The organism is Streptomyces sp. NPDC018964 (assembly GCF_044390325.1).
GTDB lineage: Bacteria > Actinomycetota > Actinomycetes > Streptomycetales > Streptomycetaceae > Streptomyces.
Genome location: NZ_JBIRYZ010000013.1, coordinates 169433 through 195663, shown reverse-complemented (window position 1 = coordinate 195663; position 26231 = coordinate 169433). Strand labels below are relative to the sequence as shown.

Annotated in this window: 23 protein-coding genes; 15 read left to right on the top strand and 8 right to left on the bottom strand. The window is 68.4% G+C overall.

Translation table 11 applies throughout. From position 1 onward, the window contains the following. Window positions 1-30 precede the first annotated feature (30 nt). Window positions 31-714, bottom strand: coding sequence for a PadR family transcriptional regulator (locus ACH5AO_RS23400; RefSeq protein WP_398927611.1), 684 nt, complete (start codon window positions 712-714; stop codon window positions 31-33). Window positions 715-1443: 729 nt separating this feature from the next. On the opposite strand from ACH5AO_RS23400, the gene ACH5AO_RS23395 reads away from it, so the two are divergent. Together ACH5AO_RS23395 and ACH5AO_RS23390 are read left to right on the top strand one after the other, a co-directional pair. After that, the gene (locus ACH5AO_RS23395) at window positions 1444-3741 is read left to right on the top strand and encodes a transglycosylase domain-containing protein (RefSeq protein WP_398927609.1); all 2298 of its coding nucleotides are present in this window, start codon (window positions 1444-1446) and stop codon (window positions 3739-3741) included. A 98-nt stretch (window positions 3742-3839) separates the two neighbouring features. Continuing rightward, window positions 3840-5348: a glycosyltransferase family 87 protein gene (locus ACH5AO_RS23390; protein WP_398927607.1), complete on the top strand. Its 1509-nt coding sequence runs from the start codon at window positions 3840-3842 to the stop codon at window positions 5346-5348. A gap of 104 nt (window positions 5349-5452) precedes the next feature. On the opposite strand, the gene ACH5AO_RS23385 is transcribed toward ACH5AO_RS23390, so the two are convergent. The 3 genes from ACH5AO_RS23385 to ACH5AO_RS23375 all read right to left on the bottom strand — a co-directional run bounded on the left by ACH5AO_RS23385 (window position 5453) and on the right by ACH5AO_RS23375 (window position 8159). After that, the gene (locus ACH5AO_RS23385; RefSeq protein ID WP_398927605.1) at window positions 5453-6484 is read right to left on the bottom strand and encodes an alanine racemase; all 1032 of its coding nucleotides are present in this window, start codon (window positions 6482-6484) and stop codon (window positions 5453-5455) included. A gap of 83 nt (window positions 6485-6567) precedes the next feature. Beyond that, window positions 6568-7689 carry a peptidoglycan bridge formation glycyltransferase FemX gene (gene femX / locus ACH5AO_RS23380; protein ID WP_398927603.1) on the bottom strand — a complete coding sequence of 374 codons (1122 nt, stop codon included), beginning with the start codon at window positions 7687-7689 and terminating at the stop codon, window positions 6568-6570. A 167-nt stretch (window positions 7690-7856) separates the two neighbouring features. Then, window positions 7857-8159 (bottom strand): hypothetical protein, encoded by a 303-nt coding sequence (locus ACH5AO_RS23375; protein WP_398927601.1) that lies wholly within the window; start codon window positions 8157-8159, stop codon window positions 7857-7859. 317 nt (window positions 8160-8476) lie between these two features. Here ACH5AO_RS23375 and rpsF point away from each other — a divergent pair, with 317 nt between their 5' ends. From rpsF to rplI, 4 genes are all read left to right on the top strand, one after another. After that, a complete protein-coding gene (rpsF, locus tag ACH5AO_RS23370) occupies window positions 8477-8767 on the top strand; it encodes a 30S ribosomal protein S6 (RefSeq protein ID WP_004929252.1) in 291 nt (96 codons plus the stop codon). A gap of 76 nt (window positions 8768-8843) precedes the next feature. Next, window positions 8844-9431 carry a single-stranded DNA-binding protein gene (locus ACH5AO_RS23365; protein ID WP_398927599.1) on the top strand — a complete coding sequence of 196 codons (588 nt, stop codon included), beginning with the start codon at window positions 8844-8846 and terminating at the stop codon, window positions 9429-9431. A gap of 42 nt (window positions 9432-9473) precedes the next feature. Then, the gene (rpsR, locus tag ACH5AO_RS23360) at window positions 9474-9710 is read left to right on the top strand and encodes a 30S ribosomal protein S18 (RefSeq protein WP_003949403.1); all 237 of its coding nucleotides are present in this window, start codon (window positions 9474-9476) and stop codon (window positions 9708-9710) included. Between the two features lie 18 nt (window positions 9711-9728). Then, window positions 9729-10175: a 50S ribosomal protein L9 gene (rplI, locus tag ACH5AO_RS23355; RefSeq protein ID WP_030857086.1), complete on the top strand. Its 447-nt coding sequence runs from the start codon at window positions 9729-9731 to the stop codon at window positions 10173-10175. An 82-nt stretch (window positions 10176-10257) separates the two neighbouring features. Here rplI and ACH5AO_RS23350 read toward each other — a convergent pair whose 3' ends face one another. Further along, window positions 10258-11595: an MATE family efflux transporter gene (locus tag ACH5AO_RS23350; protein ID WP_398927597.1), complete on the bottom strand. Its 1338-nt coding sequence runs from the start codon at window positions 11593-11595 to the stop codon at window positions 10258-10260. 460 nt (window positions 11596-12055) lie between these two features. On the opposite strand from ACH5AO_RS23350, the gene dnaB reads away from it, so the two are divergent. From dnaB to ACH5AO_RS23325, 5 genes are all read left to right on the top strand, one after another. Next, window positions 12056-13531 carry a replicative DNA helicase gene (gene dnaB / locus ACH5AO_RS23345; RefSeq protein ID WP_398927595.1) on the top strand — a complete coding sequence of 492 codons (1476 nt, stop codon included), beginning with the start codon at window positions 12056-12058 and terminating at the stop codon, window positions 13529-13531. A 203-nt stretch (window positions 13532-13734) separates the two neighbouring features. Beyond that, entirely contained in the window at window positions 13735-14451 is a 717-nt protein-coding gene (locus ACH5AO_RS23340; protein WP_398927593.1) for a TnsA-like heteromeric transposase endonuclease subunit, read from the top strand. Next, window positions 14448-16577: a helix-turn-helix domain-containing protein gene (locus tag ACH5AO_RS23335; RefSeq protein WP_398927591.1), complete on the top strand. Its 2130-nt coding sequence runs from the start codon at window positions 14448-14450 to the stop codon at window positions 16575-16577. The genes ACH5AO_RS23340 and ACH5AO_RS23335 overlap by 4 nt, the downstream gene beginning before the upstream one ends. Next, complete coding sequence (locus ACH5AO_RS23330) at window positions 16574-17692, top strand: AAA family ATPase (RefSeq protein ID WP_398927589.1); 1119 nt, start codon at window positions 16574-16576, stop codon at window positions 17690-17692. Before ACH5AO_RS23335 ends, ACH5AO_RS23330 begins: the two co-directional genes overlap by 4 nt. Beyond that, window positions 17689-20346 carry a TniQ family protein gene (locus tag ACH5AO_RS23325; protein ID WP_398927587.1) on the top strand — a complete coding sequence of 886 codons (2658 nt, stop codon included), beginning with the start codon at window positions 17689-17691 and terminating at the stop codon, window positions 20344-20346. The genes ACH5AO_RS23330 and ACH5AO_RS23325 overlap by 4 nt, the downstream gene beginning before the upstream one ends. On the opposite strand, the gene def is transcribed toward ACH5AO_RS23325, so the two are convergent. After that, window positions 20321-20983 carry a peptide deformylase gene (gene def / locus ACH5AO_RS23320; RefSeq protein WP_398927585.1) on the bottom strand — a complete coding sequence of 221 codons (663 nt, stop codon included), beginning with the start codon at window positions 20981-20983 and terminating at the stop codon, window positions 20321-20323. The two genes, ACH5AO_RS23325 and def, sit on opposite strands and share 26 nt — an antisense overlap. A gap of 110 nt (window positions 20984-21093) precedes the next feature. Between def and ACH5AO_RS23315 the strand changes: the two genes are divergently transcribed. Beyond that, window positions 21094-21675 (top strand): winged helix-turn-helix domain-containing protein, encoded by a 582-nt coding sequence (locus ACH5AO_RS23315; RefSeq protein WP_398927583.1) that lies wholly within the window; start codon window positions 21094-21096, stop codon window positions 21673-21675. A 153-nt stretch (window positions 21676-21828) separates the two neighbouring features. Next, window positions 21829-23217 (top strand): serine hydrolase domain-containing protein, encoded by a 1389-nt coding sequence (locus tag ACH5AO_RS23310; protein ID WP_398927581.1) that lies wholly within the window; start codon window positions 21829-21831, stop codon window positions 23215-23217. 58 nt (window positions 23218-23275) lie between these two features. Here the strand turns inward: ACH5AO_RS23310 and ACH5AO_RS23305 are convergent, their stop codons facing one another. Further along, entirely contained in the window at window positions 23276-23728 is a 453-nt protein-coding gene (locus ACH5AO_RS23305) for a GNAT family N-acetyltransferase (RefSeq protein ID WP_398927579.1), read from the bottom strand. A 9-nt stretch (window positions 23729-23737) separates the two neighbouring features. Beyond that, a complete protein-coding gene (locus tag ACH5AO_RS23300) occupies window positions 23738-24202 on the bottom strand; it encodes a MarR family winged helix-turn-helix transcriptional regulator (RefSeq protein ID WP_398927577.1) in 465 nt (154 codons plus the stop codon). Between the two features lie 141 nt (window positions 24203-24343). Here ACH5AO_RS23300 and ACH5AO_RS23295 point away from each other — a divergent pair, with 141 nt between their 5' ends. Next, a complete protein-coding gene (locus ACH5AO_RS23295) occupies window positions 24344-25552 on the top strand; it encodes an MFS transporter (protein WP_398927575.1) in 1209 nt (402 codons plus the stop codon). Window positions 25553-25668: 116 nt separating this feature from the next. Continuing rightward, on the top strand, window positions 25669-26091 hold the full coding sequence (locus ACH5AO_RS23290) for a heme-binding protein (RefSeq protein ID WP_398927573.1): 423 nt from the start codon (window positions 25669-25671) through the stop codon (window positions 26089-26091). The last annotated feature ends 140 nt before the right edge of the window (window positions 26092-26231 follow it).

Below are 26231 nucleotides of genomic sequence, written 5' to 3'. Positions count from 1 at the left end.
TGTGTGTACGAGTGAGGCCCTTCAGGGGTCTCACGTGGCGGTGTCGTCGGGCGTATCCGGCCGGGGGTCGTCCCCGGGCCGGGGCAGGCCGCCCGTCGCTCCAGATGTGGTGTCCTGCTGAGCGGTTCCCCCGGTGGCGGACCCCTTCAGGTCCCGCCCGGCCCGCTCGCTCTCGATGAGCTCGTTCAGCCAGCGCACTTCGCGCTCCACGGACTCCATCCCGTGGCGCTGGAGTTCGAGCGTGTAGTCGTCGAGGCGCTCCCGGGTCCGGGCCAGGGAGGCGCGCATCTTCTCGAGGCGCTCCTCCAGCCGGCTGCGGCGGCCCTCGAGCACGCGCATGCGCACGTCGCGCGACGTCTGCCCGAAGAAGGCGAACCGCGCGGCGAAGGTCTCGTCCTCGTACGCGTCGGGTCCCGTCTGGGAGAGCAACTGCTCGAAGTGCTCCTTGCCCTCCGCCGTCAACCGGTAGACGATCTTGGCGCGGCGCCCCGCGAGCGGGGCCGCCAGGGCGTCCTCGGCGGTGTTCCCCGGTTCCTCGATCAACCAGCCGTTGGCGAGCAGCGTCTTGAGGCAGGGGTAGAGCGTCCCGTAGCTGAACGCACGGAACACGCCCAGTGACGTATTGAGTCGTTTGCGCAGCTCATAGCCATGCATCGGAGATTCGCGGAGCAGGCCGAGTACGGCGAACTCGAGGATCCCGGAACGCCGGCTCATCGTCGCCTCCCCTCTGCCGCGGTCATGCCGTGACGGGCTCGTGTGCGGCTCATCGCCGTCATTATGCCGAGCTGATGTATCGACTCGATACATCACGACGATAGAACGGCCTCCTGGATGCGACAAGGGGGAAAAAGGTGAACGGGATCACATCGCCGATTCATCGAGAGCAAGTTGCCTGATTTGAGGTGAACTTCTGTGCTCGGCGGGTTTTGGTGGTGCGTAGTCTGTGCGCCATGCACACCACCGGGAACCGAGTGACGCCCGGGGGCGTCTTGGTCCCCGGCGTAGTACGGGTGAATGCGCGAAGCGCCGCATCCGTACTTCGGGGGGACCGGAAACCAGCCGCCGTTTCCAGGCGCGCAAAGGTGCGCCTGCCCGAGGAGTAGTCGTTCGATGAGCGAGCACCGTCGCAAACCGCCGCAGCCGCAGGGAGGCGGACGTGCCGCGGCCCGACGCGGCCAGTCCGGTTCGTCCTCCGGCCGCCGCGCGGCACCGCGAGGCGCCACCGGGTCTCCGTCCGATGCCTATGGGTCGGGCTCCCGCGGCTCGGGGGGTGAGGAACATACGTACGGCAGCCGCGCCGAGGCACGACGCGCGACGCAGAGAGGCGGAGGCCGCCGTGCCGGCACCGCCGGCCCCGGTCGGGGCGGGGGGCGCGCGGCACCTCCCGGAAAGAAGCGGATCATCGACTATCCGCGCTTCGACAAGGACGGCTGGCGCCGCTGGATGCCGTCCTGGAAGCTCGTGTCCGGGCTGTGCCTCGCCTTCTTCGGCAGCCTGGTCGCCGTGGCCGGGATCGGGTACGCCATGGTGAGCGTGCCCAACGAGAACACCGCCGCGTTGTCCGAGAACAACGTCTACTACTGGGCCGACGGCAAGCAGATGGTCGCCACCGGGGCCGGTCAGAACCGGCAGAACGTGACGATCGACCGCATCCCCGAGGCCATGCAGTGGGCGGTGATCTCGGCCGAGAACAAGAGCTTCTACGAAGACTCGGGCATCGACCCCATGGGCATCGCCCGGGCGCTCGGCAACATGGCCACGGGCGGTGACACCCAGGGTGGTTCGACGATCACCCAGCAGTTCGTGAAGAACACCTACCTGAGCCAGGAGCAGACGGTCTCCCGGAAGTTCAAGGAGATGTTCATCTCGATCAAGGTGGGCACCAAGCTCTCCAAGGACAAGATCCTCCAGGGCTACCTGAACACCTCGTACTACGGCCGTGGCGCCTACGGCATCCAGGCCGCCGCCCAGACCTACTACGGCAAGGACGCGATCGACCTCACGCCCAGTGAGTGCGCCTTCCTCGCCGCGCTGCTCAAGGGGCCGACGTACTACGACCCCGCGGGCAACGTGAACCTCGACTCCTCCGCCACCGCCGAGAAGAACCGTGAGCGTTCCGAGGAGCGCTGGTCCTGGATCCTCGAGCAGATGCACACGGACAAGCACCTCTCGGACGCCGAGTACCAGGAGGCGTCCAAGGAGTACCCCGAGCCCCAGGGCCGCAAGGCGACCAAGGGCATGACCGGCCAGGTCAGCTACCTCGTCGACACGGCGAAGCGCTACGTCCTGAAGAACTCCGACATCACGGAGGCGCAGTTCGACCAGGGCGGCTACCAGATCTACACGACCTTCGAGAAGGACAAGGTCGACGCGCTGGCCAAGGCCGTGAAGAAGGTCGAGAAGGAGAAGCTCGACCCGGAGAAGCGCGAGAAGGACCAGCACGTCCAGTTCGGCGCGGCGTCGGTGAAGCCCAACGACGGTGCGATCGTCGCTCTCTACGGCGGTGCCGGTTTCGAGAACGGTCACTTCAACAACAACGCGGACACCTCGGGTGTCCCCGTCGGCTCGACGTGGAAGCCGTTCGTGCTGGCCGCCGCTATGGAGCACGGCACGTACAAGACCAATGGCGAAGGCGTCTCGCCGCAGAGCAAGTACAACGGCAACGACCATCTGCAGATCAGGAACAACGACGGTTCCCTCGTCCTCAAGAAGGACAACACGCCCTTCTACCAGGAGAACGAAACCGACTACAAGTGGGGTTACATCACCCTGCACAAGGCGATGGAGCAGTCCGTCAACACCCCCTTCGTGCAGCTCGGCATGGACGTGGGGATGAAGAACGTGGCGGACGTCGCCGAGAAATCCGGCATCCTGAAGGACAGCTTCGCCGACCTCAACGCGTCGTTCGCCCTGGGCACGTCGACCCCCAGCGCGATCCGCATGGCCGACGCCTACGCGACCTTCGCAGCGTCTGGCAAGCAGGCCGACCCGTACTCGGTCACCGCCGTCAAGCACAAGGGGTCGGAACTGCCCGGCTTCGAGAAGCCGCGCGTCAAGCAGGCGATGCCGGAGAACGTGGCGAACAACGTCACCAGTGTCCTCGAGAACGTGATCGAGAACGGTACCGGTTACCGGGCGCAAGGACTGGGGCGTGCGGCAGCCGGCAAGACGGGTACCACCGACAAGAACAAGTCCGCGTGGTGGGTCGGCTACACCCAGCAGCTCGCGACCTCGGTCGCCATGTTCCGCGAGGACCCCAAGGACCACGAACTGCTCTCCATGAACGGCACGGCGGGTGATGAATCCATCCACGGTGGTGACGTTCCCACGCAGATCTGGACCGAGTACATGAAGGTCGCGCTGAAGGGCGAGGACGACCCCGGATTCCCCAAGGCCGAGAAGATCGGCGAGATCGCGGACGGAATCGGAGCGCCGTCTCCCACCCCGACGGCCACGGAGACCGAGGAGGAAGAGGAGAAGGAGACGCCGTCGGCGCCTCCGTCGCCCACGGAGACCGAGACCACGCCGCCGCCACCGACCAACACCGCCACGTGCAGGCCGTTCGACTTCAACTGCGAAGACGACGGCGAGGAATCGGGCGGCACCGATGCGGGCGGCACGGACAGCGGCGGCACCGACGGAGGCGCGACCAGTTCGCCGGATCCCACGACCAGCAGCGACACCGGAAACAGCAGAGGCAGCGGCAACGGCAACGGAAGTGACGGCGGTCTCTTCGGTTAGTCGGCTTATCGCCCGGCTTGGGTGTTTCACGTGAAACATGGGCCGCCGCACCCGCGGGTGCGGCGGCCCTCGGCGTATCCCCAGCCATATGCGGCAGGATGTGCGGCATGCCCAGTGGAGAATCGACGCAAGCGAGCGTCCACGAGCCGGAGCCGGTGCGGCCGACCGAGGAGGACCGGGTCGCCGCGGCCGGCAGCGAGCTGATCGGCGGTCCGCTCGGGCGGCGCGCTCTGACCGGGACCTCCTGGTGGACCCCGGTGCGGGTGATCGCGCTCGTGGCGATCGGCATGTTCGCCCTCGGTCTGGTGCAGAAGGCGCCCTGCTACAACGGCGCCTGGTTCTTCGGCGCCAGTTCCCAGTACACGCATGCGTGCTACTCGGACATCCCGCACCTCTACCAGGGGCGCGGCTTCGCCGACGGGCTGGTGCCGTACTTCGACAGGCTCCCCGGGGACATGGAGTACCTCGAGTACCCGGTGCTGACCGGCCTGTTCATGGAGGTCGCCGCCTGGCTCACCCCCGGCAGCGGCAGCATCCAGGACCAGGAGCAGTGGTACTGGATGGTCAACGCCGGGATGCTCATGGTGTGCGCGGCCGTCATCGTCGTCTGCGTGACCCGTACGCACGCGCGGCGGCCCTGGGACGGCCTGCTGGTCGCCCTGGCACCGGCCTTCGCGCTGACCGCGACCATCAACTGGGACCTGCTGGCGATCGCTCTGACGGCCGCCGCGATGCTGATGTGGTCGCGGGGACGCTCCCTCGCCTTCGGGGTCCTCCTCGGGCTCGCCACGGCCGCCAAGCTCTACCCCGTGCTGCTGCTCGGGCCGCTGCTGGTGCTGTGCTGGCGCGCGGGACGATGGCGGGCGTACGGCGCGGCCCTGGGCGGCGCGGCCGTCGCCTGGCTCGTCGTGAACGGGCCCGTGATGCTCTTCGCGTTCGACGGCTGGTCGAAGTTCTACACGTTCAGCCAGGAGCGAGGCGTCGATTTCGGATCCTTCTGGCTGATCCTGGCGCAGAACTCGGACGAACCGCTGAGCACCGACACGGTCAACACGCTCGCCACGGCGCTGATGCTGCTGTGCTGCGCGGGCGTCGCGGCGCTCGCGCTCATGGCTCCCCGGCGGCCGCGTTTCGCCCAGCTCGCCTTCCTGATCGTCGCGGCGTTCATCCTCACCAACAAGGTCTACTCGCCGCAGTACGTCCTGTGGCTGGTGCCGCTGGCGGCCCTCGCCCGGCCGAAGTGGCGGGACTTCCTCGTCTGGCAGGCCTGCGAGGTGGCGTACTTCCTGGGCATCTGGATGTACCTCGCCTACACGACCAGCGGGGACGCCCACAAGGGACTGCCCACCGACGGCTACCACTGGGCGATCGGCGTACATCTGCTGGGGACGCTCTACCTGTGCGCCATGGTGCTGCGCGACATCCTGATGCCGGAGCGGGACCCGGTGCGCCGGTCCGGTGACGACGATCCTTCGGGCGGGGTGCTGGACGGGGCGGAGGACGTGTTCGTGCTCGGCCCCGCGGCCCACCCGGCGCGGCACGCGGCCCACTTCGAGGGGACCCCGGTCGAATGGGGCAGGAAGGAAGCCACCGGAGGTTCGCTCTGAGCGAACAGCCGGGAGCGCGGCGCGGCTCAGGCACGGGAAAGGCCGTACACGGGGAACCGTGTACGGCCTTTCCCGCTGTCAACGCGTGCGGGGCCTTCTCGCCGTCAGCGGTCGACGAGCCGGTCGAACTGCGTGGTGGTGTGCCGGAGATGGGCCACCAGCTCCTCGCCCACCTTCGGTTCCGGTGCGTCCGCGGGCACGAACAGGATCGACACCTGCATGTGCGGCGGTTCGGCGAACCAGCGCTGCTTGCCGCCCCAGACGAACGGCGAAAGGTTCCGGTTGACCGTGGCGAGGCCGGCGCGGGCGACGCCCTTGGCGCGCGGCATGACGCCGTGCAGGGCCTTGGGAGCCTCCAGGCCCACCCCGTGCGACGTACCGCCCGCCACGACCACCAGGTAACCGTCGGAGGCGGCCTTCTGCTGCCGGTAGCCGAACCGGTCCCCCTTGGCGACGCGCGTGACGTCCAGCACCGCGCCCCGGTACTCGGTGGCCTCGTGGTCCCCCAGCCAGAGCCGGGTGCCGATCCGGGCGCGGAAGCGGGTCTGCGGGAACTGCTGCCGCAGCCGGGCGAGGTCGTCGGCCTTGAGATGGCTCACGAACATGGTGTGCAGCGGGAGACGGGCCGCCCGCAGGCGGTCCATCCAGCCGATGACCTCCTCGACGGCGTCCGAGCCGTCGGTGCGGTCCAGCGGCAGGTGGATGGCGAAGCCCTCCAGCCGGACGTTCTCTATCGCCGAGTGCAGCTGGGGCAGGTCCTGCTCGCTGATGCCGTGCCGCTTCATCGAGGACATCACCTCGATGACCACCCGGGCACCGACCAGGCCGTACACGCCGTCGACGGACGACACCGAGCGGATGACCCGGTCCGGCAGCGGCACCGGCTCCTCGCCGCGCCGGTACGGCGTCAGCACCAGCAGGTCACCGCCGAACCAGTCCTTGATCCGGGCGGCCTCGTACGTCGTACCGACCGCGAGGACGTCCGAGCCCAGCCGGGTGGCCTCCTCGGCCAGCCGCTCGTGGCCGAAGCCGTAGCCGTTGCCCTTGCAGACCGGGACCAGTCCCGGGAACTGCTCCTGCACGTGCTTGTGATGCGCCCGCCAGCGCGCGGTGTCGACGTAGAGCGTGAGCGCCATGGCCGGACCTGGAACCTTTCTCGTGGCTGCGGTGTGTCAGAGGTAGGGGAGTTCGGGGAGCCGTCGGAGCGGCGCGACCGGGGTCAGCGGCGCGACATGTAGATGTCGAGCGCCTTGTGGAGCAGTTTGTTCAGCGGGAAGTCCCACTCGCCGAGGTACTCGGCGGCCTGGCCGCCGGTGCCCACCTTGAACTGGATCAGGCCGAAGAGGTGGTCGGTCTCGTCCAGCGAGTCGGAGATGCCGCGCAGGTCGTAGACGGTCGCGCCGAGCGCGTAGGCGTCACGCAGCATCCGCCACTGCATCGCGTTCGAGGGCCGGACCTCGCGGCCGATGTTGTCGGAGGCGCCGTAGGAGTACCAGACGTGCCCGCCGACGATCAGCATCGTCGCCGCGGACAGGTTCACGCCGTTGTGCCGGGCGAAGTACAGCCGCATGCGGTTGGGGTCCTCGGTGTTGAGGGCCGTCCACATGCGCTGGAAGTACGACAGCGGGCGGGGCCGGAAGTGGTCGCGCACGGCCGTGATCTCGTACAGCCGCTGCCACTCGGGCAGATCGTCGTAGCCGCCCTGGACGACCTCGACGCCGGCCTTCTCCGCCTTCTTGATGTTGCGGCGCCACAGCTGGTTGAAGTTCTTGTGGACCTCTTCCAGAGCACGGTTGGCCAGCGGCACCTGGTAGACGTAGCGGGGCTGGACGTCTCCGAACCCGGCGCCGCCGTCCTCACCCTGCTGCCAGCCCATGCGGCGCAACTTGTCGGCGACCTCGAAGGCGCGGGGCTCGATGAAGTCGGCCTCCAGGTCGCGCAGGCGCTTCACGTCCTGGTCCTGGATGCCCCTCTTGATGGTCGAGGCCTCCCAGCGCCGGATGATCACCGGCGGGCCCATCTTCACCGAGAACGCGCCCTGCTGCTTCAGATGGGCGAGCATCGGCTCGATCCATTCCTGAAGATTCGGCGCGAACCAGTTGATGACCGGGCCCTCGGGCAGATAGGCGAGGTAGCGCTTGATCTTGGGCAGCTGCCGGTAGAGGACGAGACCGGCACCGACCAGCTCACCGGTCCGGTCGTCGAACCAGCCGAGGTTCTCCGAACGCCATTCCGCCTTGACATCGGCCCAGGCCGGGACCTGCATGTGACTCGCCGACGGCAGGCTCTGGATGTAGGCCAGATGCTGCTCTCGGCTGATGGTCCTCAGGGTCAGGCTCATTCGGGGCGCTCCTCGGGCTGGTGTGTCCCCATGGGTTCAGGGGCTCCGGCTCTCGCGCGAAGCCTACTGCGCCTCGGGGGCGCCCCGGTTGGGCGCACGGGACCTTCGCCCCGGCCCGTCGTCGACCGGGGCGTTCGGCGGTGTTCGAAAAAGAGCGGTGTCCGACGTCAGTCGAAGAGGCCCCCGTGCGCCATGCCCAGGAAGAACCCGACCGCCGCGGCACCGAGGCCCAGGACGAGGCCGAAGCGCTCGCGGGTCGTCACCGAGATCCACTGGCCGTACGCGCCGGTGAGGATCCCCACCAGGCCGGCCCAGGAACTGAGCAGGTGCAGATGGTGGAACATCGCCGTGATGAAGGACGTGACGCCCAGCACCAGGGTCACCGCCATGAGGGTGTCCTGGAGCGGGTGGGGCTTGCCGTCCGTGGCGAAAAGGCCTCCGGTGGTGTTGGGTCGCAATGCCTGTGCCATGGGGCACCTCCTGCGAAAGGCGGCGGATCGTAGCGCCGTACACACCCGATGTGTACAGATTGGCCGTCCCCGCGGCCGGATTTCAACCGGAAGCCGCTGTGCGGGTACTCTGTACCGTCCGCACCGGTGTCTGTCCGGACAGAGCCAGGCGAGTCGAGGAAGGGCCACGGTCCGCTCCGGCCGGCCTGGTAGATCGCCGCCCGGCCTCGATTGTCAGTGGCGGCTGTTTTACTGACAGGCATCGTTGCAGCAACGCATCACGACCCTCCTGCCACGGAACGACCGTGGCCGCTGAGTCCAAAGGAGGTGGGTTCCACATGCGTCACTACGAGGTGATGGTCATCCTCGACCCCGACACCGAGGAGCGCGCTGTCTCCCCGCTGATCGAGAACTTCCTCTCTGTCGTCCGTGACGGCGGCGGAAAGGTCGAGAAGGTCGACACCTGGGGCCGTCGTCGTCTCTCGTACGAGATCAAGAAGAAGCCCGAGGGCATCTACTCGGTCATCGACCTGCAGGCCGAGCCTGCGGTCGTCAAGGAGCTCGACCGCCAGATGAACCTGAACGAGTCGGTCCTCCGGACCAAGGTCCTCCGCCCCGAGACCCACTGAGCTCTTCCGCTCAGTCGATCCCGGGACTCGAGTAGCAGCACAAGCAGCCAGCAGCAAACCCGCCGAGAGGTTCCCCATGGCAGGCGAGACCGTCATCACGGTCGTCGGCAATCTTGTCGACGACCCCGAGCTGCGCTTCACCCCGTCCGGTGCGGCCGTCGCGAAGTTCCGTGTCGCGTCGACCCCCCGCACCTTCGACCGCCAGACGAACGAATGGAAGGACGGCGAGAGCCTGTTCCTGACCTGCTCGGTCTGGCGTCAGGCGGCGGAGAACGTCGCCGAGTCGCTCCAGCGAGGCATGCGCGTCATCGTGCAGGGCCGGCTGAAGCAGCGGTCCTACGAGGACCGTGAGGGCATCAAGCGCACGGTCTACGAGCTGGACGTCGAGGAAGTCGGCGCCAGCCTGCGCAACGCCACGGCCAAGGTCACCAAGACCACCGGCCGCGGTGGTCAGCAGGGTGGCGGCGGCTACGGCGGCGGTGGCGGCCAGGGCGGCAGCGGCTGGGGCGGCGGCCCCGGCGGTGGCCAGCAGGGCGGCGGCGCTCCCGCCGACGACCCGTGGGCGACCGGCGCTCCCGCCGGCGGCCAGCAGGGCGGTGGCGGCGGCTGGGGCGGCGGCTCCGGCGGCAACGGCGGCGGCTACTCGGACGAGCCCCCCTTCTAGGCGGGCCGTACCCACACTTCTTGATCACACAGGAGAAACATCATGGCGAAGCCGCCTGTGCGCAAGCCGAAGAAGAAGGTCTGCGCATTCTGCAAGGACAAGGTCACGTACGTGGACTACAAGGACACGAACATGCTGCGGAAGTTCATTTCCGACCGCGGCAAGATCCGTGCCCGCCGCGTGACCGGCAACTGCACGCAGCACCAGCGTGACGTCGCCACGGCTGTCAAGAACAGCCGTGAGATGGCGCTGCTGCCCTACACCTCCACCGCGCGATAAGGGAAGGGTGACCGACTCATGAAGATCATCCTCACCCACGAGGTCTCCGGCCTCGGTGCCGCGGGCGACGTCGTCGACGTCAAGGACGGCTACGCTCGCAACTACCTGGTTCCGCGGAAGCTCGCGATCCGTTGGACCAAGGGTGGCGAGAAGGACGTCGAGCAGATCCGTCGTGCTCGCAAGATCCACGAGATCCAGACCATCGAGCAGGCCAACCAGGTGAAGGCCCAGCTCGAGGGCGTCAAGGTCCGTCTGGCCGTCCGCTCCGGCGACGCCGGTCGTCTCTTCGGTTCCGTCACCCCGGCAGACATCGCTTCGGCGATCAAGGCCGCCGGCGGTCCCGAGGTCGACAAGCGCCGCATCGAGCTCGGCTCGCCGATCAAGACGCTGGGCGCCCACGAGACGTCCGTGCGTCTGCACCCCGAGGTGGCCGCCAAGGTCGCCATCGAGGTCGTCGCCGGCTGAGTGCCGCGCTCGCTGACGCAGTGAGCATGGGGGCCGCACCCTTCGGGGTGCGGCCCCCATCGTCGTGTTCCACGTGAAACGGTCAGCGTGCGGCACCCGTGACGATCCAGCGGCCGGAGCGCGTGCGGAGCCACAGGGTCAGCATCCGCACGGTCATCATGAGCGTCATCGTGGCCCACAGCGCGGTGAGTCCGCCTCCGAGTGAGGGGACCAGCAGGGCGGCGGGAGTGAACACCGCGAGGGTCAGCAGCATCGCCCAGGCCAGGTACGGTCCGTCGCCCGCGCCCATCAGGACCCCGTCCAGGACGAAGACGACGCCGCAGACCGGCTGGGACAACGCCACCAGCACCAGGGCGGGCAGCGCCGCGTCCGTGACCGTGGTGTCACTGGTGAACAGGGGCAGGAACACCGGTCGGGCGAGCACCACCAGGACGCCGAGGACGACACCGACCGCGATACCCCACTCGACCATGCGGCGGCATGCCTCACGGGCACCTCGGACGTCACCGGCGCCCAGATAGCGTCCGATGATGGCCTGCCCGGCGATGGCGATGGCATCCAGCGCGAAGGCGAGCAGGCTCCACAGGGAGAGGACGATCTGGTGGGCCGCGATGTCGGAGTCGCCGAGACGTGCGGCGACGGCTGTCGCGATCATCAGGATCGCCCGGAGTGAGAGGGTGCGCACCAGCAGCGGAACGCCTGCCTGTGCGGACGCCTTGATACCGGCGGCGTTCGGCCGCAGCGACGCCCCGTGCCTGCGCGCCCCGCGCAGCACCACGACCAGATAGACCGCGGCCATGCCGCACTGGGCGATGACGGTGCCCCATGCGGAGCCCGCGATGCCGAGGCCGGCGCCATAGACCAGCGCGACATTGAGCACACCGTTGGCGACGAAGCCGGCGAGGGCGACGTAGAGCGGTGTCCTGGTGTTCTGCAGTCCGCGGAGGACACCGGTCGCGGCGAGCACGATCAGCATGGCCGGTATGCCGAGCGCGGAGATCCGTAGATAGGTGGTCGCGTAGGGGGCTGCTGTGTCGGAGGCGCCGAAGAGGTCCACGAGGGCGGGTGCCGTGGGCAGGACGACGGCCATGACGGTGGCGCCGAGGAGGAGGGCCAGCCAGATTCCGTCGATGCCCTGGCGGATGGCCGACGGGAGGTCGCCGGCTCCGACGCGCCGGGCTACGGCGGCCGTGGTGGCGTAGGCCAGGAAGACGAAGACGCTCACGGCGGTCATCAGGAGGGCCGAGGCGACGCCGAGACCGGCGAGCTGTGCCGTGCCCAGATGGCCGACGATGGCGCTGTCCGCCATGACGAAGAGCGGCTCGGCGACGAGGGCGCCGAAGGCGGGGACTGCCAGCATGACGATTTCGCGGTCATGCCGCCGTCGAGCGGCTCCGGGCCGCACGGGGGCCTGTGTCATGTGCACCAATCTAATCGTCCACAGGTAAGAGATGCAAAGCTTTGGAGACCCTTACTTTGCGGCTCTGGGTGTGGGCTTGCGTACACCGCATGAAGCGATCTTGATCCGACTGGGAAACTTTTTCTTCTGCACAGCCGGTGGACGATGAAATTGCAGGTCAGAGCCTTGTTGATGGCAGAGGTGCGGGCTTGTTCACAGGGCTGTCCACCGGCTCGTGCACAGGTTTCGCCGAGTTCTCCACAGCATTGGGCCGGTCATCCACACGCCCTGTGGATAACCAGATTGGCTGTCGGTGCCGACGGGCCTACGGTGGTCCGGCGCTCGCTCCGTCCACCGGTTTCATCAACGCCACAAATCCGGCGCACGACAAGTGGAGTTGGGCCTCTTATCTGTCAGTGCCGTGCCGTAGAACAGAGAGGCACGGCTAGGTCCGTTCCGGCGGACGGGAGGAGGTTGCTCGGTGAGCATTTCCGAGCCCTTGGACGACCCGTGGGCCGAGAGCGGACCCAGTGATCGTCTGCCCGCCTCCCGGCGCCGCGAGGACCGGGACAGGGGCCGCGACGAGCAGCACGACCGCGGCCGGGACAACGGCGTGTGGGACGGCGGAGGCTCCGCGTTCGAAAGGGTGCCGCCGCAGGACCTCGAGGCCGAGCAGTCCGTGCTGGGCGGCATGCTGCTGTCCAAGGACGCCATCGCCGACGTCGTCGAGATCCTCAAGGGCCACGACTTCTACAAACCGGCCCACGAGACCATCTACACGGCCATCCTCGACGTCTACGCCAAGGGCGAGCCGGCCGACCCCATCACCATCGCCGCGGAGCTGACCAAGCGCGGTGAGATCAACAAGGTCGGCGGGGCCTCGTATCTGCACAACCTCGTCCAGACGGTGCCCACGGCGGCCAACGCGGCCTACTACGCGGAGATCGTGCACGAGCGTGCCGTGCTGCGCCGCCTGGTCGAGGCCGGTACACGCATCACGCAGATGGGATACGCGGCCGACGACGACGTCGACGAGATCGTCAACCGCGCGCAGGCGGAGATCTACGCGGTCACCGAGCAGCGCACCAGCGAGGACTACCTGCCGCTCGGCGACATCATGGAGGGCGCGCTCGACGAGATCGAGGCGATCGGATCGCGCAGCGGCGAGATGACCGGAGTGCCCACCGGGTTCACCGACTTCGACTCGCTCACCAACGGCCTGCACCCGGGACAGATGATCGTCATCGCCGCACGTCCCGCGATGGGCAAGTCGACGCTCGCCCTGGACTTCGCGCGGGCCGCCTCCATCAAGAACAACCTGCCGAGCGTCATCTTCTCGCTCGAGATGGGGCGCAACGAGATCGCGATGCGCCTGCTGTCCGCCGAGGCCCGGGTCGCCCTGCACCACATGCGCTCCGGCACGATGACCGACGAGGACTGGACCCGCCTGGCGCGCCGGATGCCGGACGTCTCGGCGGCGCCGCTCTACATCGACGACTCCCCGAACCTGTCGATGATGGAGATCCGTGCCAAGTGCCGTCGCCTCAAGCAGCGCAATGACCTGAAGCTGGTCGTCATCGACTACCTCCAGCTGATGCAGTCCGGCGGCAAACGCTCCGAGAGCCGTCAGCAGGAGGTCTCGGACATGTCCCGTAACCTCAAGCTGCTCGCCAAGGAGCTGGAGATCCCGGTCATCGCGCTCTCCCAGCTCAACCGTGGACCCGAGCAGCGCACGGACAAGAAGCCGATGGTCTCCGACCTGCGTGAGTCCGGTTCCATCGAGCAGGACGCCGACATGGTCATCCTGCTGCACCGCGAGGACGCCTACGAGAAGGAGTCCCCGCGTGCGGGTGAGGCGGACCTGATCGTGGCGAAGCACCGCAACGGTCCGACGGCCACGATCACGGTCGCCTTCCAGGGCCACTACTCGCGTTTCGTGGACATGGCGCAAACCTGATCCGTTCCTGTGTAGGGTCTCAGATTTCGTGGCCAAATCTCGCGAGCGATGGCCAAGCGATGGCATATCTGACACGAACCTGAGACTGGCAGGTCAAGCCGCTCACTCGTATGGGTGATTGGGCTCTGATGCTGGTGCCCCTGGTGGAAGCCCGCTGACACCGTGGGCCCACGGGGCATCGCTCGTGGGCTTGGGGGTGTGCGGTGGGAGAGATCGCCGCGACGGTGAGTATTCGGCGGCAACGCGGCGCTGTAGTCGAAGATCGGGATTGGGGTACGGCACCCGTTGATCTTCTGCGGTCGGCTTGTCCGTGGCGGACGTTCCGTTGGTACAAGGGCCAGAAGCACTACTCGGGGACCTACTGGTCGGCGACAACGCGCGACCACGTGATCTACGAGTCCCGCCTGGAACTGTCCCGTTTGCTCTTCGCCGACTTCGATCCGTCCGTAGGCGGCATCGTGGCCCAGCCCTTCCTGCTGAAGACGGTGCTGAAGGGGAAGGTGCGCCGTCACATCCCGGACTATCTCCTGCTCGGGCAGGTTCCGGTGGTTGTCGACGTCAAGCCGTTGCATCGGTTGTCCAAGTCCGAGGTGGAGTTCACCTTCGACTGGACCCGGCAGGCGGTGGAGTCACGGGGGTGGAAGTACGAGGTCTGGAGCGAGCCTCCGGCCGTGGAACTGGAGAACATCCGGTTCCTGGCGGGTTACCGCAGGGACTGGCTGTTCAGCCCTGAAGTCTTGGAGGAGCTCCGGGAGGTGGACCTCGACGGGGTCGTCCTGGGGCAGGTTGCGGGCTGCCTGCCGGGCCTTCCCGAGCCCCAAGTTCGTTCCGCTGTCCATCATTTGCTCTGGACGCAGACTTTCGTCACTGATCTTGATCGACCGCTCGGCCCTTCGCACGTGTTGAGGAGGGGGGCATGAGCAGGGCGGGAGTCCGAGTCGGAGTCGGCACGTCCTTCCACTTCGACGGGGAGACCGTCGAAGTGGTGGAGATGGCCGCGACCACAGCGGGCAATGAAGTGGTCTTGAAGGACGGGCGAGGGCGTCTCCTGCGGCTGTCACTCAAGGAGTTGCTGTTCTCCGACCGGGCTGCCATCAATCCTGATGGTCCGGGACCGTCGGCGGATGACGAGGGCGAGATCGCCTCCGTGGTGCTGGGGCAGCTTGATGAGGCCCAGAGACGGGAGATTCTGGAACGGGCTGAGCATGTCCGTGAACTTCTGACGGGGTATCGCTCCGGGAGTCCGGAACTTGCGCGCGAAGGCGAACCCCGTGATGAGTACGCACCGTCAACATCGCTGGAAGCCAGATACGCGGCGAAGGCCGCGGAGCTGGGGGTCTCCTCGCGTTCGGTGAGGAGATGGGTCACCGCGTTTCGGGAACAGGGAGAAGTGGGGCTCGCGCCGAGCCAGGGATCGACCCGGAAGTCGAAGATCGCGGTCGATGACCGGTGGGTGGAGATTGCGGTGGAGGTGATGGTCGAGCACGCCGACCAGTCGCGGCCGTCGCGGACGATGGTGATCGAGCGGACCCGGGCTCGGGTGATCGCGCGGTTCGGCGAGGGGGCGGTGCCTCAGCCGAGTCGGGCGACGGCGTTTCGGCTGTTGGAAGAGCTGGAGAGACGCCATCCGCTGTTCCGGCTGAGTACGAAACGCAACCGGGATATCGCCAGTCGGCCGAAGGGTCCGTACGGGAAGCTGCGGCCGACGCGGCCGGGCGAGTACCTGCTGATGGACTCCACGCGGTTGGACGTTTTCGCGTTCGACCCGCTGACGCTCAAGTGGGTGCAGGCCGAATTGAGTGTCGGGATGGACTGGTACACCCGCTGCGTTACGGGGATCCGGCTCACGCCGGTCTCGACGAAGGCGGTGGATGTCAGCGCGGTGCTCTTCCAGTCGTTCCGGCCGCGGCCGGCGGGGCGGGACTGGCCGCGGCACGCGGTCTGGCCCGAGCACGGCATCCCCCGCACCGTCCTGGTCGACGTCGAGGGCGCCACCGGGCCGAGCCTGGCCTCGCCGCCCTTGGTTCCCGAGACGCTGGTGGTCGACCACGGCAAGGTCTACGTCTCCGAGCATCTGACCAGCGTCTGCCGCCGGATGGGCATCTCCATCCAGCCGGCCCGGCTACGGACAGGCCGCGACAAGGGGCCGGTGGAGCGCTATTTCCGGACCCTGCGGGAGGGGCTGCTGCAGGTGCTGCCCGGCTACAAGGGACCCGACATCCACTCGCGGGGCGAGAGCCCGGAGGGCGACGCGTTCTTCTTCCTCGACGAGCTTGAGGCGATCATCCGGGAGTGGACCGCGGCGGTCTATCACTGCAGGCCGCACTCCAGCCTGGTCGATCCGGGCCTGCCGGGTCTGCGGATGTCCCCGGCGAAGATGTTCGAGCACGGCATGGCCAGGGCCGGCTACATCGAGGTCCCCCGGGACCCGGATCTCGCCTACGAGTTCCTGAAGACCGAGTGGCGCACGGTCCAGCACTACGGCGTCGAGATCGGCCGCCGCCGCTACAGCGGGCCGGGCCTGCCGGAGCCGGGGATCCGCAGTCCCTACGACGGTCCGGTCAAGAATGGCTGGCCGTTCCAGGTGGACCCCGACGACATCACCCGGATCTACTTCCGTGATCCGGCCACCCGGGCCTGGCACACCTTGGTCTGGGAGCACGCGCCGTCGACCGAGATGCCGTTGAGCGAGGACGCGTTGACGTTCGCCCGGCAGTTGGCCGCCTCGAATTATCGCTTCCCCGACGACCGGCTCGCCGTCGCTGACTTGCTTCAGCGGTGGAACCTCGGACTGGGCACCACGATCGCCGAGCGGCGCATGGCCCTGAGGCTCTCACGCGAGCAGGCCGCCATCGAGCTTCCGACGAGCGAGGAGGAGACGGTCGTCTCGCTTCCGTCCGTACGCAAGGCCCTCGGCCAAGGTGAGGAGATGCCGGAGCAGGAGGAGCCAGATGCGGTGGTGGAGATGGGTGATGACGACGAGGCCGATCTGGAGGACCTCGCCGACGAGAGCGACTTCTACGCCGATGCTCTGGAGGACGTGTGAGCGAGGACGGTGTTCCGGAGCCGGACAATCTGGCGCTGTCGCGGAAGGAGGACTTCAAGGCGTTCGCCGAGGGACCTCGCCGCAGCCGACCTGATCTGCTGACCCGCAAGCAGCTGAAGTCCCTGGCCACGCAGGCGCGGGCGGACTACGACCGGCAGCGCCGGAAGTGGCACGCGAACATCGGACCGGTCAAGACACCTCAGCTGGCAGAGCTCCACGAGGACTTATGGGACATCGTCGACAGCAACGAGCAGGACGGCGACAAGGCCAAGGGGGCGGTGGCCGTCGACGCGTTCCCGGGGCTGGGCAAGACAACCTCGGTGCTGGCCTTCGCCCGCGACTTCCACCGGCGGGAGATCGAGGAGTCGGGCCCGTTCACGAGCCAGGGGCACGAACGGATTCCCGTCTGCCGGGTCGGGCTGACCGGGAACACCGGGATGAAGGACCTCAACCGGGCCATGCTGGAGTTCTTCGGCCACCCCGGAACTGGGCGGGGCACCACCGCCCAGTTCGGGCGGCGGGTGCTGGACTGCGTGTTGTCCTGCGAGGTCCGTCTGGTGGTTCTGGACGACCTGCACTTCTTGAAGTGGGGGCAGCGCAACGGCATTGAGGTGAGCAATCACCTGAAGTGGATCGCCAACGAGTTCCCGGTGACGCTGCTGATGGTGGGGGTCGAACTCGCGAAGAAGGGCCTGTTCGGCGAGGGAACGAACGGGCGCGACACCGCCCTGGCCCAGACCGGCCGCCGCACCACCCGCCTCGGGCTTCGTCCGTTCACCATCGATACGGAGGCCGGGCGCCGGGAATGGCGGCAGATGCTGCTGGCCCTCGAACAACGCGTCGTGCTCACCGACAAGCACCCCGGCATGCTCGCGGACGACCTGTCGGACTACCTCTTCGCCCGCAGCACTGGACACATCGGCTCGCTGATGACGCTGATCAACCGCGGCTGCCAGCGGGCAGTCCGCACCGGCGCCGAACGTCTCGACCAGGAGCTGATGGACCGGGTGAAGAACGACGAAGCGTCCGAGGCCGCCCGCCTCGAACTCCAGGCCGCGCTGGATAAGCAGCGGCTGACCAGCCGTCCACGGTCCCGGAGCCGACGAGCCGCATGACACCACCGGCCCGCACCCTGCCGATCCGGCTGCCCCCACTGCCCGGCGAGGCCCTGGACTCCTGGCTGGAGGCGACGGCCAGGCGGATGGACACCACACTCGGTGATGTCTTGCTGCACTTCGGTTTCCCGGTCCGGCAGCGGGCCGGAAACCAGTTCCGGAGCATCCCGGCTGATTGGACGATCTTCCTCGACGAGCGGTTGACCGCTGCCGTCGCGCACGCCACCGGCACGGCCCCGGAGGCGGTCACTGCCATGACCCTGGCGCACTATGACGGACGGGCCCTGCGGATGAGTGCCGGAAGCCGGGCTGTGACACGGCATGTTCTTTGGGGCCGCGGGCGGGGATCCCGGTTCTGCCCGGACTGCCTCCACTCCAGCGATGGGCGCTGGCAGTTGTCCTGGAGGCTCGGTTTCTCCTTCGCTTGCACCCGGCACCGCCGCCTGCTGGTGGACCGCTGCCCGCATTGCGGGCGGGTTCCGCGGCTGCGGCCCCGCTCCGGCCGGTCTGTTCCCCGACCTGAACTCTGCGGCAATCCACCGATCCGCCTCGGCGGTCCGATCACGGCTGGCTGCGGCAACGACCTGACCCGGGCTCCGACGCTTCGCCTGCCTCCTGGCCACCCGGTTCTCACGGCACAAGACCAGGTGATGGAGATTATCGAAACGGGAGCGGCTGCCTTCGGCCCCTACCGGGCCGTCCCCCAGTCGGCACCAGCAGTGCTGGCCGACATCCGGGCCCTGGGCATCCGTGTCCTGAGCGATCTTCCCGCCGCCGCCCTGCGGGAACAGATACCGGCCGACATCGCAGAAGTGCACCTCGCGACCGAGCCGGCCGTCCCGCACTCCGAACAGGCGGCGGACCGCCCGGGGTTCATGGCCCCGCCGCGAGCTGCCGATGCCGCCGTCGCGGTCACCATGGCCCTGGGCATCCTTCAACAGCCGGGAATCCATCTGGCCGGCGAGGCCCTGCGCGGCCTGCTGGAAGAAGTACGCGAGGAACTCACGCAGATCTCGGTGACGAGTATCGACGGCTGGGGCCGAGGCATCAGCCCGGTGCTGCAGTCCGTGCACGTGGCCGCCCTCGCCCCTTCCCTCCGCCCCAGCGAGCACCTCCGCTACCGCACCACGACCGAGACTCCCCGCCGACCGGCAAGGACCGCTCGAGACATCGAGCAGAGAGCCAGGAAGATCCCCACGATGTTCTGGCCGTCCTGGACGGTCCGGCTCACACCGCCCGAAGGAATCTATGCGCGATCGCTGGCTCCCGTCCTCGCCGCACTGCTGCTGATCCCGGACAGCAGCACCTCCCTGGACCAGGCGGCCAGGCTGGCCGGCGACGTCATCGACGGCATCGAGATCTCGCGCCTGCTCCAAGAACTCGACGACCTTCCGCAATGGCCCGACATCATCACTGCCCTGGACCGGCTTGCTGATCACCTCGATGCCGCCGACATCCCCATCGACTACAGCCGACGCCGGCTCCTCGACTACACCGGCCTGCTTCCCCACGACCGCTGGCTGGAGATCTGCCGACGCACCGGAACCCCGCCGGGAACCGGCCGACGCGAACGCATCGCCCGCAGCCAACTCTTCCGACGCCTCAGCGGCCTGCCTGCCGAGTCCGCCCCCGACGACCAGGGCGGGCTTGACAGCGCAGAGTTCCGGGCGACGTCCCTGCACTTCACCGCACTCCAGACACCCGAACTTGCACACGCCCTCCAGCACGAAGCCCTCAACTTCCTGGCCTCGCACCGCATTCACGACGAGCCCGCGACTTGGCAGCCTCCCACCGCCCTGCTGGCCGGACTCTCTCTTCCTGGACCCGACCCGGCGCACATCGACCTATCCCGCCTGCACCAACTCGTCCGAGAACGCCAGCACCCCGTTCAGCATGCTGCCCAAGCCCTGGGCACAACCGTCGAGGCCATCCGGCATGTCCTCGACGAACACCCAGCCCCCGCACCCCCGCTGACGGAGAACGCCGCCAGAGCCACCGGCCGCATCCGGCAGCAAGCCCGGCAGACCATCCCGGCAGAGCGTTTCACCCATCTTTACCTCGATGAACACCGGTCCCTCCAGCAGATCGCCACCCTCACCGGCTTCTCCCGCAGGGTGCTGACCGACCTTGCCAAGGAGTACGGCATCCCGCTCCGCAAGGGCGCGCAGGACTACAAACGCCGCGGCACCGTCGAACGGGACTGGCTCATCGAGCAATACGTCCACCGTCGGCGAACTCTGCCCGACCTCGCCCGCGAAACCGGCATGAGCACCGCGAACATGGCCCGTTGGGCCCACACCCACAACATCCCCCTCCGGCCACGCGGCGGAGCCAGCCACCACACCGCCCTCCGCGCCCCCGAGCAGGCCACGGATGCCCCCGCCGTCCTGCGTGACGCCCTGGCCTGCCCAAATGCCCGGCAGCGACTTGAACGCTTCGCCGCCGCTCTGCCCTACCCGACCGTCACCGAAGCCGCCCGGGCCCTCGGCATTCACCAATCGACACTGACAACCCAGATCAACCGGCTCGAAAGGGATCTGGGCCGACCCCTGATTGAACGGGCTGAGCGGGGCCGCAAGATGCGGCCCACGCCCTTCGGCAGAAAGGTGGCCGCTGCCGTCAAGCGTCTCATTGGCCCAGGTGGGCGGCCTTGATCGCGCGTTGGGCGAAGACGTCCTCCCGGCGGTCTGCCATCTGCCGCAACGCGTCCTTGCGGTCCCGCTTGGAGAGCCGATCAAGATACGTGTGGCCCACGAGGTGATCGGTCTCGTGCTGCAGACACCGGGCGAAGTAACCCGTTCCTTCGATGACGAGGGGGTTGCCGTCCTTGTCGAACCCGCGAGCGACGGCACGATCGGTGCGAGGAACCGCCATGCCCGCACCGGGCACGGACAGGCAGCCCTCGAAGTCGTCGATGAGGCGGCGGCTACCCGGATCGGGCAGGTCCAGAACCGGGTTGATGATGTGACCGACATGCCGGATCCCATAGTCGTCCGGGCAGTCATACACGAACAGCCGCAGGTCGACGCCCACCTGGTTGGCAGCCAGGCCGGCACCGTCGGCCACATACATGGTCACGAACATGTCGTCGATTAACGCCGACAACTCCGGAGTCCCGAACTCGGTCACCTCCCGGCACGGACGACTCAGCACCTCCTCACCCACCACAGTGACCCTGCGAACCGAACCCCGTTCCGCCTCCGGGGGCAGAGCCGGATAAGTGTCCACCGGGCGGCCTTGCACACGGACCCGCCGGTCAACGGGATGGGACCGCTCGCGACGACCAGACATGGCTCTCTCCCTCTACGCACGCCACAGATGCCGCGGAGGTGACCGCAGCTGATGCCTTCAGCAAGCACTGCCACTTGCGAAGCTCTTTGCAAAGTAGCAGACTTTGCAAAGTGACTGAAGATGACGTCAACACCCCGGACGACCAGACAGCCGACACCGGCGAAGAATTGCGTGAGCACGAAGTCCGCACAGCCCTGCTGGGCCTGCTCGCCGAAGTCGGCACCGTCACGGCGACCGAAGCCGCCTCCCGCCTGGGTTACAGCTCTGGCCTCTGCTCGTTTCACCTACGGCAGCTCGCACGCTACGGATACATCGAAGAGGCCCCCCACCGCGGGGGCCGCGCACGTCCCTGGCGTCTGAGGCAGCACACCCCCGCTGCGGACGGTCCCATGGCGGAGGAGCAGTTCGGCGACCTGGCCCGCGGGCTGGAGGACGAGAGCTGGCAGCGGTGGCTGACCCAGAGAGACGAGGCGCCGGCCGAATGGCGTCACGACGAAGCCTTCAGTGCCGTCGCCTACCTGACACCCGAAGAGATGAGCCGGGTCGCGGACGTGATCCGACGGGCCCTGGCGCCCTATCAAGACCGCGAACAACGCCCTCTGGCCCGGCCCGACGGTGCTCGACCGGTGGCCCTCATCACCCGACTCTTCCCCTTGCTTCCCCACGCAGCAGACGGCGCGGACCAGGACTGAGAAGACGTCGGCCGTTTCGCACTCACTTGAGGAAATGACACGGCGCTGAGACAGCAGGCAGATGACACGACGTGAGACAGCCTGAAAATGTCCAGGCCACGGCGTCGCCGCATGACACAGCGGCTGAGAACCTACACCTGCTGAACTGAGGGCATGACGTCACCTCATCAGGAAGAACTGCTGCCCGGTACGCGGCGGGCGCTGCTGCACAGGATCGCCGTCGCCCAGAGCGAAGGACGCGCGCCGTCACTCGTCGCGGCCGTGGTGCGGGGCGGGAAGGTTGTGTGGACGGGAGCGCGGACGTCGGTGGAAGGACACGCTCCGGACGAGCACGTGCAGTACCGGATCGGTTCGATCACCAAGACCTTCACCGCCGTTCTGGTGCTCCGGCTGCGTGACGAGGGAGCGCTCGATCTCGCCGACCCACTGGAGAAGCACCTGCCGGACACGGGTGTGGGCGGGGCGACCGTCGCCGAACTGCTCGCCCACAGCGGGGGACTGGCCGCCGAGACCCCCGGTCCCTGGTGGGAACGGACCCCCGGGTCCTTGCGCCCAGGCCTCGCCGACGTGCTGGGTGAGCGGCCCCTGGTGCACCCCGTCGGCCGGCGGTTCCACTACTCGAACCCCGGATACGCGTTGCTCGGCGCCCTCGTCGAGAAGTTGCGCGGTGCCCCGTGGGAGGAGGTGCTTCGGCGGGAAGTGCTGGCACCTCTGGGCCTGCGTCGCACGACTGTGCGCGCGGAGGCGCCGCACGCGGGTGGCTGGGCGGTGCATCCGTGGGCCGATGTGATGCTGCCCGAGCCCTTGGAGGATCTAGGGGTGATGGCGCCCGCCGGACAACTGTGGTCCACCGCAGGTGATCTGGCGCGCTTCGCCGCCTTCCTGGTGGAGGGTGACGAACGGGTGCTGAGCGCCGAGTCGTTGCGGGAGATGAGGACACCGGCCGCGCCGGTCGAGGCGGCGGACGTGGCGAGCGGCTACGCGTACTGCCTGGGCATGGAGATCCGCCACCAGCACGGACGTTCCCTCGTCGGGCACACGGGCTCGCTGCCGGGCTTCCTCGCCTGCCTCACGATCAGCGTGGCGGACGACGTGGGCGCGGTGGTCCTGGCCAACTGCACGTCCGGGCCGGCGCCGTTCACGGTCGCGGCCGACCTCGTCCGGATCGTCGCCGAGGCGGAACCGCGTGTCCCGGCCCCCTGGCGGCCGCTGCGAGAGGTGGATCCGGCAGCACTGGAGCTGGTGGGGCAGTGGTACTGGGGGACGTCCGCGTTCGCGCTCCGGCTCTCGGCCGACGGCCTCGTCTCGCTGGAGCCGTTGTCCGGCAACGGTCGGCGCTCGCGTTTCCGTCCGGCGGGGGACGGCACCTGGGTGGGTCTGGAGGGCTACTACGCCGGAGAACTTCTGAAGCCCGTACGGCGGTCGGACGGGACGTTGAGCCATCTCGACCTGGGCTCGTTCGTGTTCACGCGTCAGCCGTACGACGAGGGGGCTCCTGTGCCGGGTGGAGTGGACCCGGAGGGATGGCGGGGCATCGGTTAGCGTCCAAGGAGTGCGAGCGGGGCCCTGTTTCACGTGAAACAGGGCCCCGGATCTTTGGTCACAGCGGCAGTTTGAAGCCCACGTGGGAGGCCGTGAAACCGAGTCGTTCGTAGAAGCGGTGGGCAGCGGTCCGGGTGTTGTCGGAGGTCAGCTGGACCAGGTGGCAGCCCTCGCGGCGAGACGTGTCGATCGCCCACTCGACGAGCCGGGTTCCCAGGCCGCTGCCGCGCTCGTCCGCGTGGACGCGGACCGCTTCGATGATCGACCGGGTGGCGCCGCGGCGGGAGAGCCCGGGAACGATCGTGAGCTGAAGAGTGCCGACGACACGGCCTTCGCGGACCGCGACGACCAGATGCTGGTTCGGGTCGGCGTCGAGCCGCTCCAGGGCGGTCAGGTAGGGGCTGAGGTCGTCCGGCGACTCGCGCTGTGCGCCCAGGGGATCGTCCGCGAGCATGCCGACGATCGCGGGAACGTCGTCGGCGACCGCGGCCCGTATCTCCAGATCTTCCATGTCGGCACCCTATGCGGGCACCGGTGCCTTCAGTGTTTCCACGACCCGGACCAGGGGAGCGAGGTCGGGGTTCTCCGCCGCCGCGTCGAGGGCCTCGCGCAGGGCCGTGTCATTGGTCGGCCGCGCCTCGCCCAGCAGCTTGAGACCGGCCTCGGTGACGTTGGTGTAGATGCCCCGGCGGTCGGTGGGGCACAGGTAGCGCTCCAGCAGCCCGCGGTCCTCGAGACGGGTGACCAGGCGTGTGGTGGCGCTCTGGCTGAGCACGACCGCGTCGGCGACCTGCTTCATCTGCAGATGGCCCCCGTCGCCGTCGTGCTGCCGGCTCAGTACGTCGAGCAGGGAGTACTCCCGCACGCTCAGGTCGTGCCGGGCCTGAAGGACGCGCTCGATGTGGGCCTCGATCCTCCCGTGCAGCAGGGAGAGCGCACACCAGCCCTGAGCGAGGGCGGTGAGTGCGGGGTCCGTGGCTGTCATGGGCGTTTCCCTCCGTCCAGGAGCTGCTGACACCAGGGTAGAGCAAGGCCGCAATATACGGCGCTTGCAAGTAGCCTGCGTCTGCAATTATTGTCAGAGCGCGCAAAGCGCTCCTGCAATCGTCTGGGAAGGTCTCTCCCCATGCCTCTCGCGCTTCTGGCCCTCGCGATCGGGGCCTTCGGGATCGGAACCACGGAGTTCGTGATCATGGGCTTGCTGCCCGAGGTCTCAGGTGACTTCGGTGTCTCCATCCCCGCTGCCGGCTATCTGGTGACCGGCTACGCGCTGGGCGTCATGCTCGGTGCCCCGCTGATGACCGTGCTCGGCACCAAGGTCTCCCGCAAGCGGATGCTGATGCTGTTGATGGGACTGTTCATCGCGGGGAACCTGCTCTCCGCGCTGGCCCCGTCCTTCGGCCTCATGCTGACCGGGCGGGTGGTCGCCTCGCTGGCCCACGGCGCCTTCTTCGGTATCGGCTCGGTGGTCGCGGCCGACCTGGTCGCTCCGGACAAGAAGGCCGGAGCCATCGCCCTGATGTTCACCGGACTGACCGTCGCCAATGTCGTCGGTGTTCCGCTGGGCACGCTCGTCGGCCAGTCCATCGGCTGGCGGGTCACCTTCGGCATCGTCGCCGCCCTCGGCGTCGTCGGCTTGGCCGGCATCGCCGGGCTCGTCCCCGACATGCCCAAGGCCGAGGGGGTGCGGCTGCGTCACGAACTGGCCGCCCTGAAGAACATCCAGGTCCTGCTCGCCATGGCGATGACCGTCCTGGGATTCGGTGGCGTCTTCGCGGCCATCACCTATATCGCGCCGATGATGACGCGCGTCACCGGTTTCGCCGACGGTTCCGTGACCTGGTTGCTGGTCCTCTTCGGCCTCGGCATGGTCGGCGGCAACCTCGTCGGCGGCAGGTACGCGGACCGTGCCCTGATGCCCATGCTGTACCTCTCCCTGGGCGCCCTCACCGTCGTCCTCGCGCTCTTCACCCTGACCGCGCACGACAAGATCGCCGCCGCCGTCACCCTCGTCCTCATCGGCGCCCTGGGATTCGCCACGGTGCCGCCCCTGCAGAAGCGGGTCCTCGACCAGGCGCACGGCGCCCCCACCCTGGCCTCGGCCCTGAACATCGGCGCCTTCAACCTCGGCAACGCGCTGTCCGCCTGGCTCGGCGGCCTCGTGATCGGGGCCGGCCTCGGCTACACCGCACCCAACTGGGTCGGTGCCGTTCTCGCCGCGAGCGCCCTGGTGCTGGCTTTCGTCTCGGCCGTTCTCGAGCGCCGCGCCACCCCGTCCGGCACCGTGCCCGCCGGCCCGGTGTCCACCGAGCGGCGGACCGTCGTCTCCCACTGACCCACAGGACCGGCAGATGCGGGGCCAGGGCCGTCCCCCATCCGTTGTCCCCCCCCGTCCGCCGTTCCTCACCCGGAACCACCGACATCACCGAGTACCGCAAGGAGAACCCCCTCATGAGCACCACCACCGCCGTCGCCCCGCTCACCACCGCGGAGGCCGAAGCCTTGGTCAGCGCGGCGTACCGGACCGCGGACGCGGCCGGCGTCACGGTCAGCGTCACCGTCCTCGACGCGGGCGGGCATCTGCTCGCCTTCCGCCGGGACGACCGCGCCGTGCTGATCTCCGGGGAGACCAGCACCCGCAAGGCGTACACCGCGCTCCAGTTGAACGCGCCGACCGCCGACCTCGTGGACGCCGTGCAGCCCGGAGGCCTCTTCCACACCCTGCCCACCGCACTCGACCGGCCGCTGCTGTTCATCGCCGGAGGTGTGCCCGTCCGGCGCGACGGCCGGCTGATCGGCGCGATCGGGGTCGGCGGTGGCGCTCCGGAGCAGGACCATGCCTTCGCCACGGCCGCCGTGGAGTACCTCGGCTGACGGCAATGCCTACCGGACGTGGGGGGGGGGGGGGCCCCCCCCCGGGGGGGGGGCGGGGGGCCCCCGGGGGGGGGCGCGCGCCGCGCCAGTCGCACGGGCGCAACGCCCCCGCGCCGACGCCAGCCCCCCGCGGCAGCCGC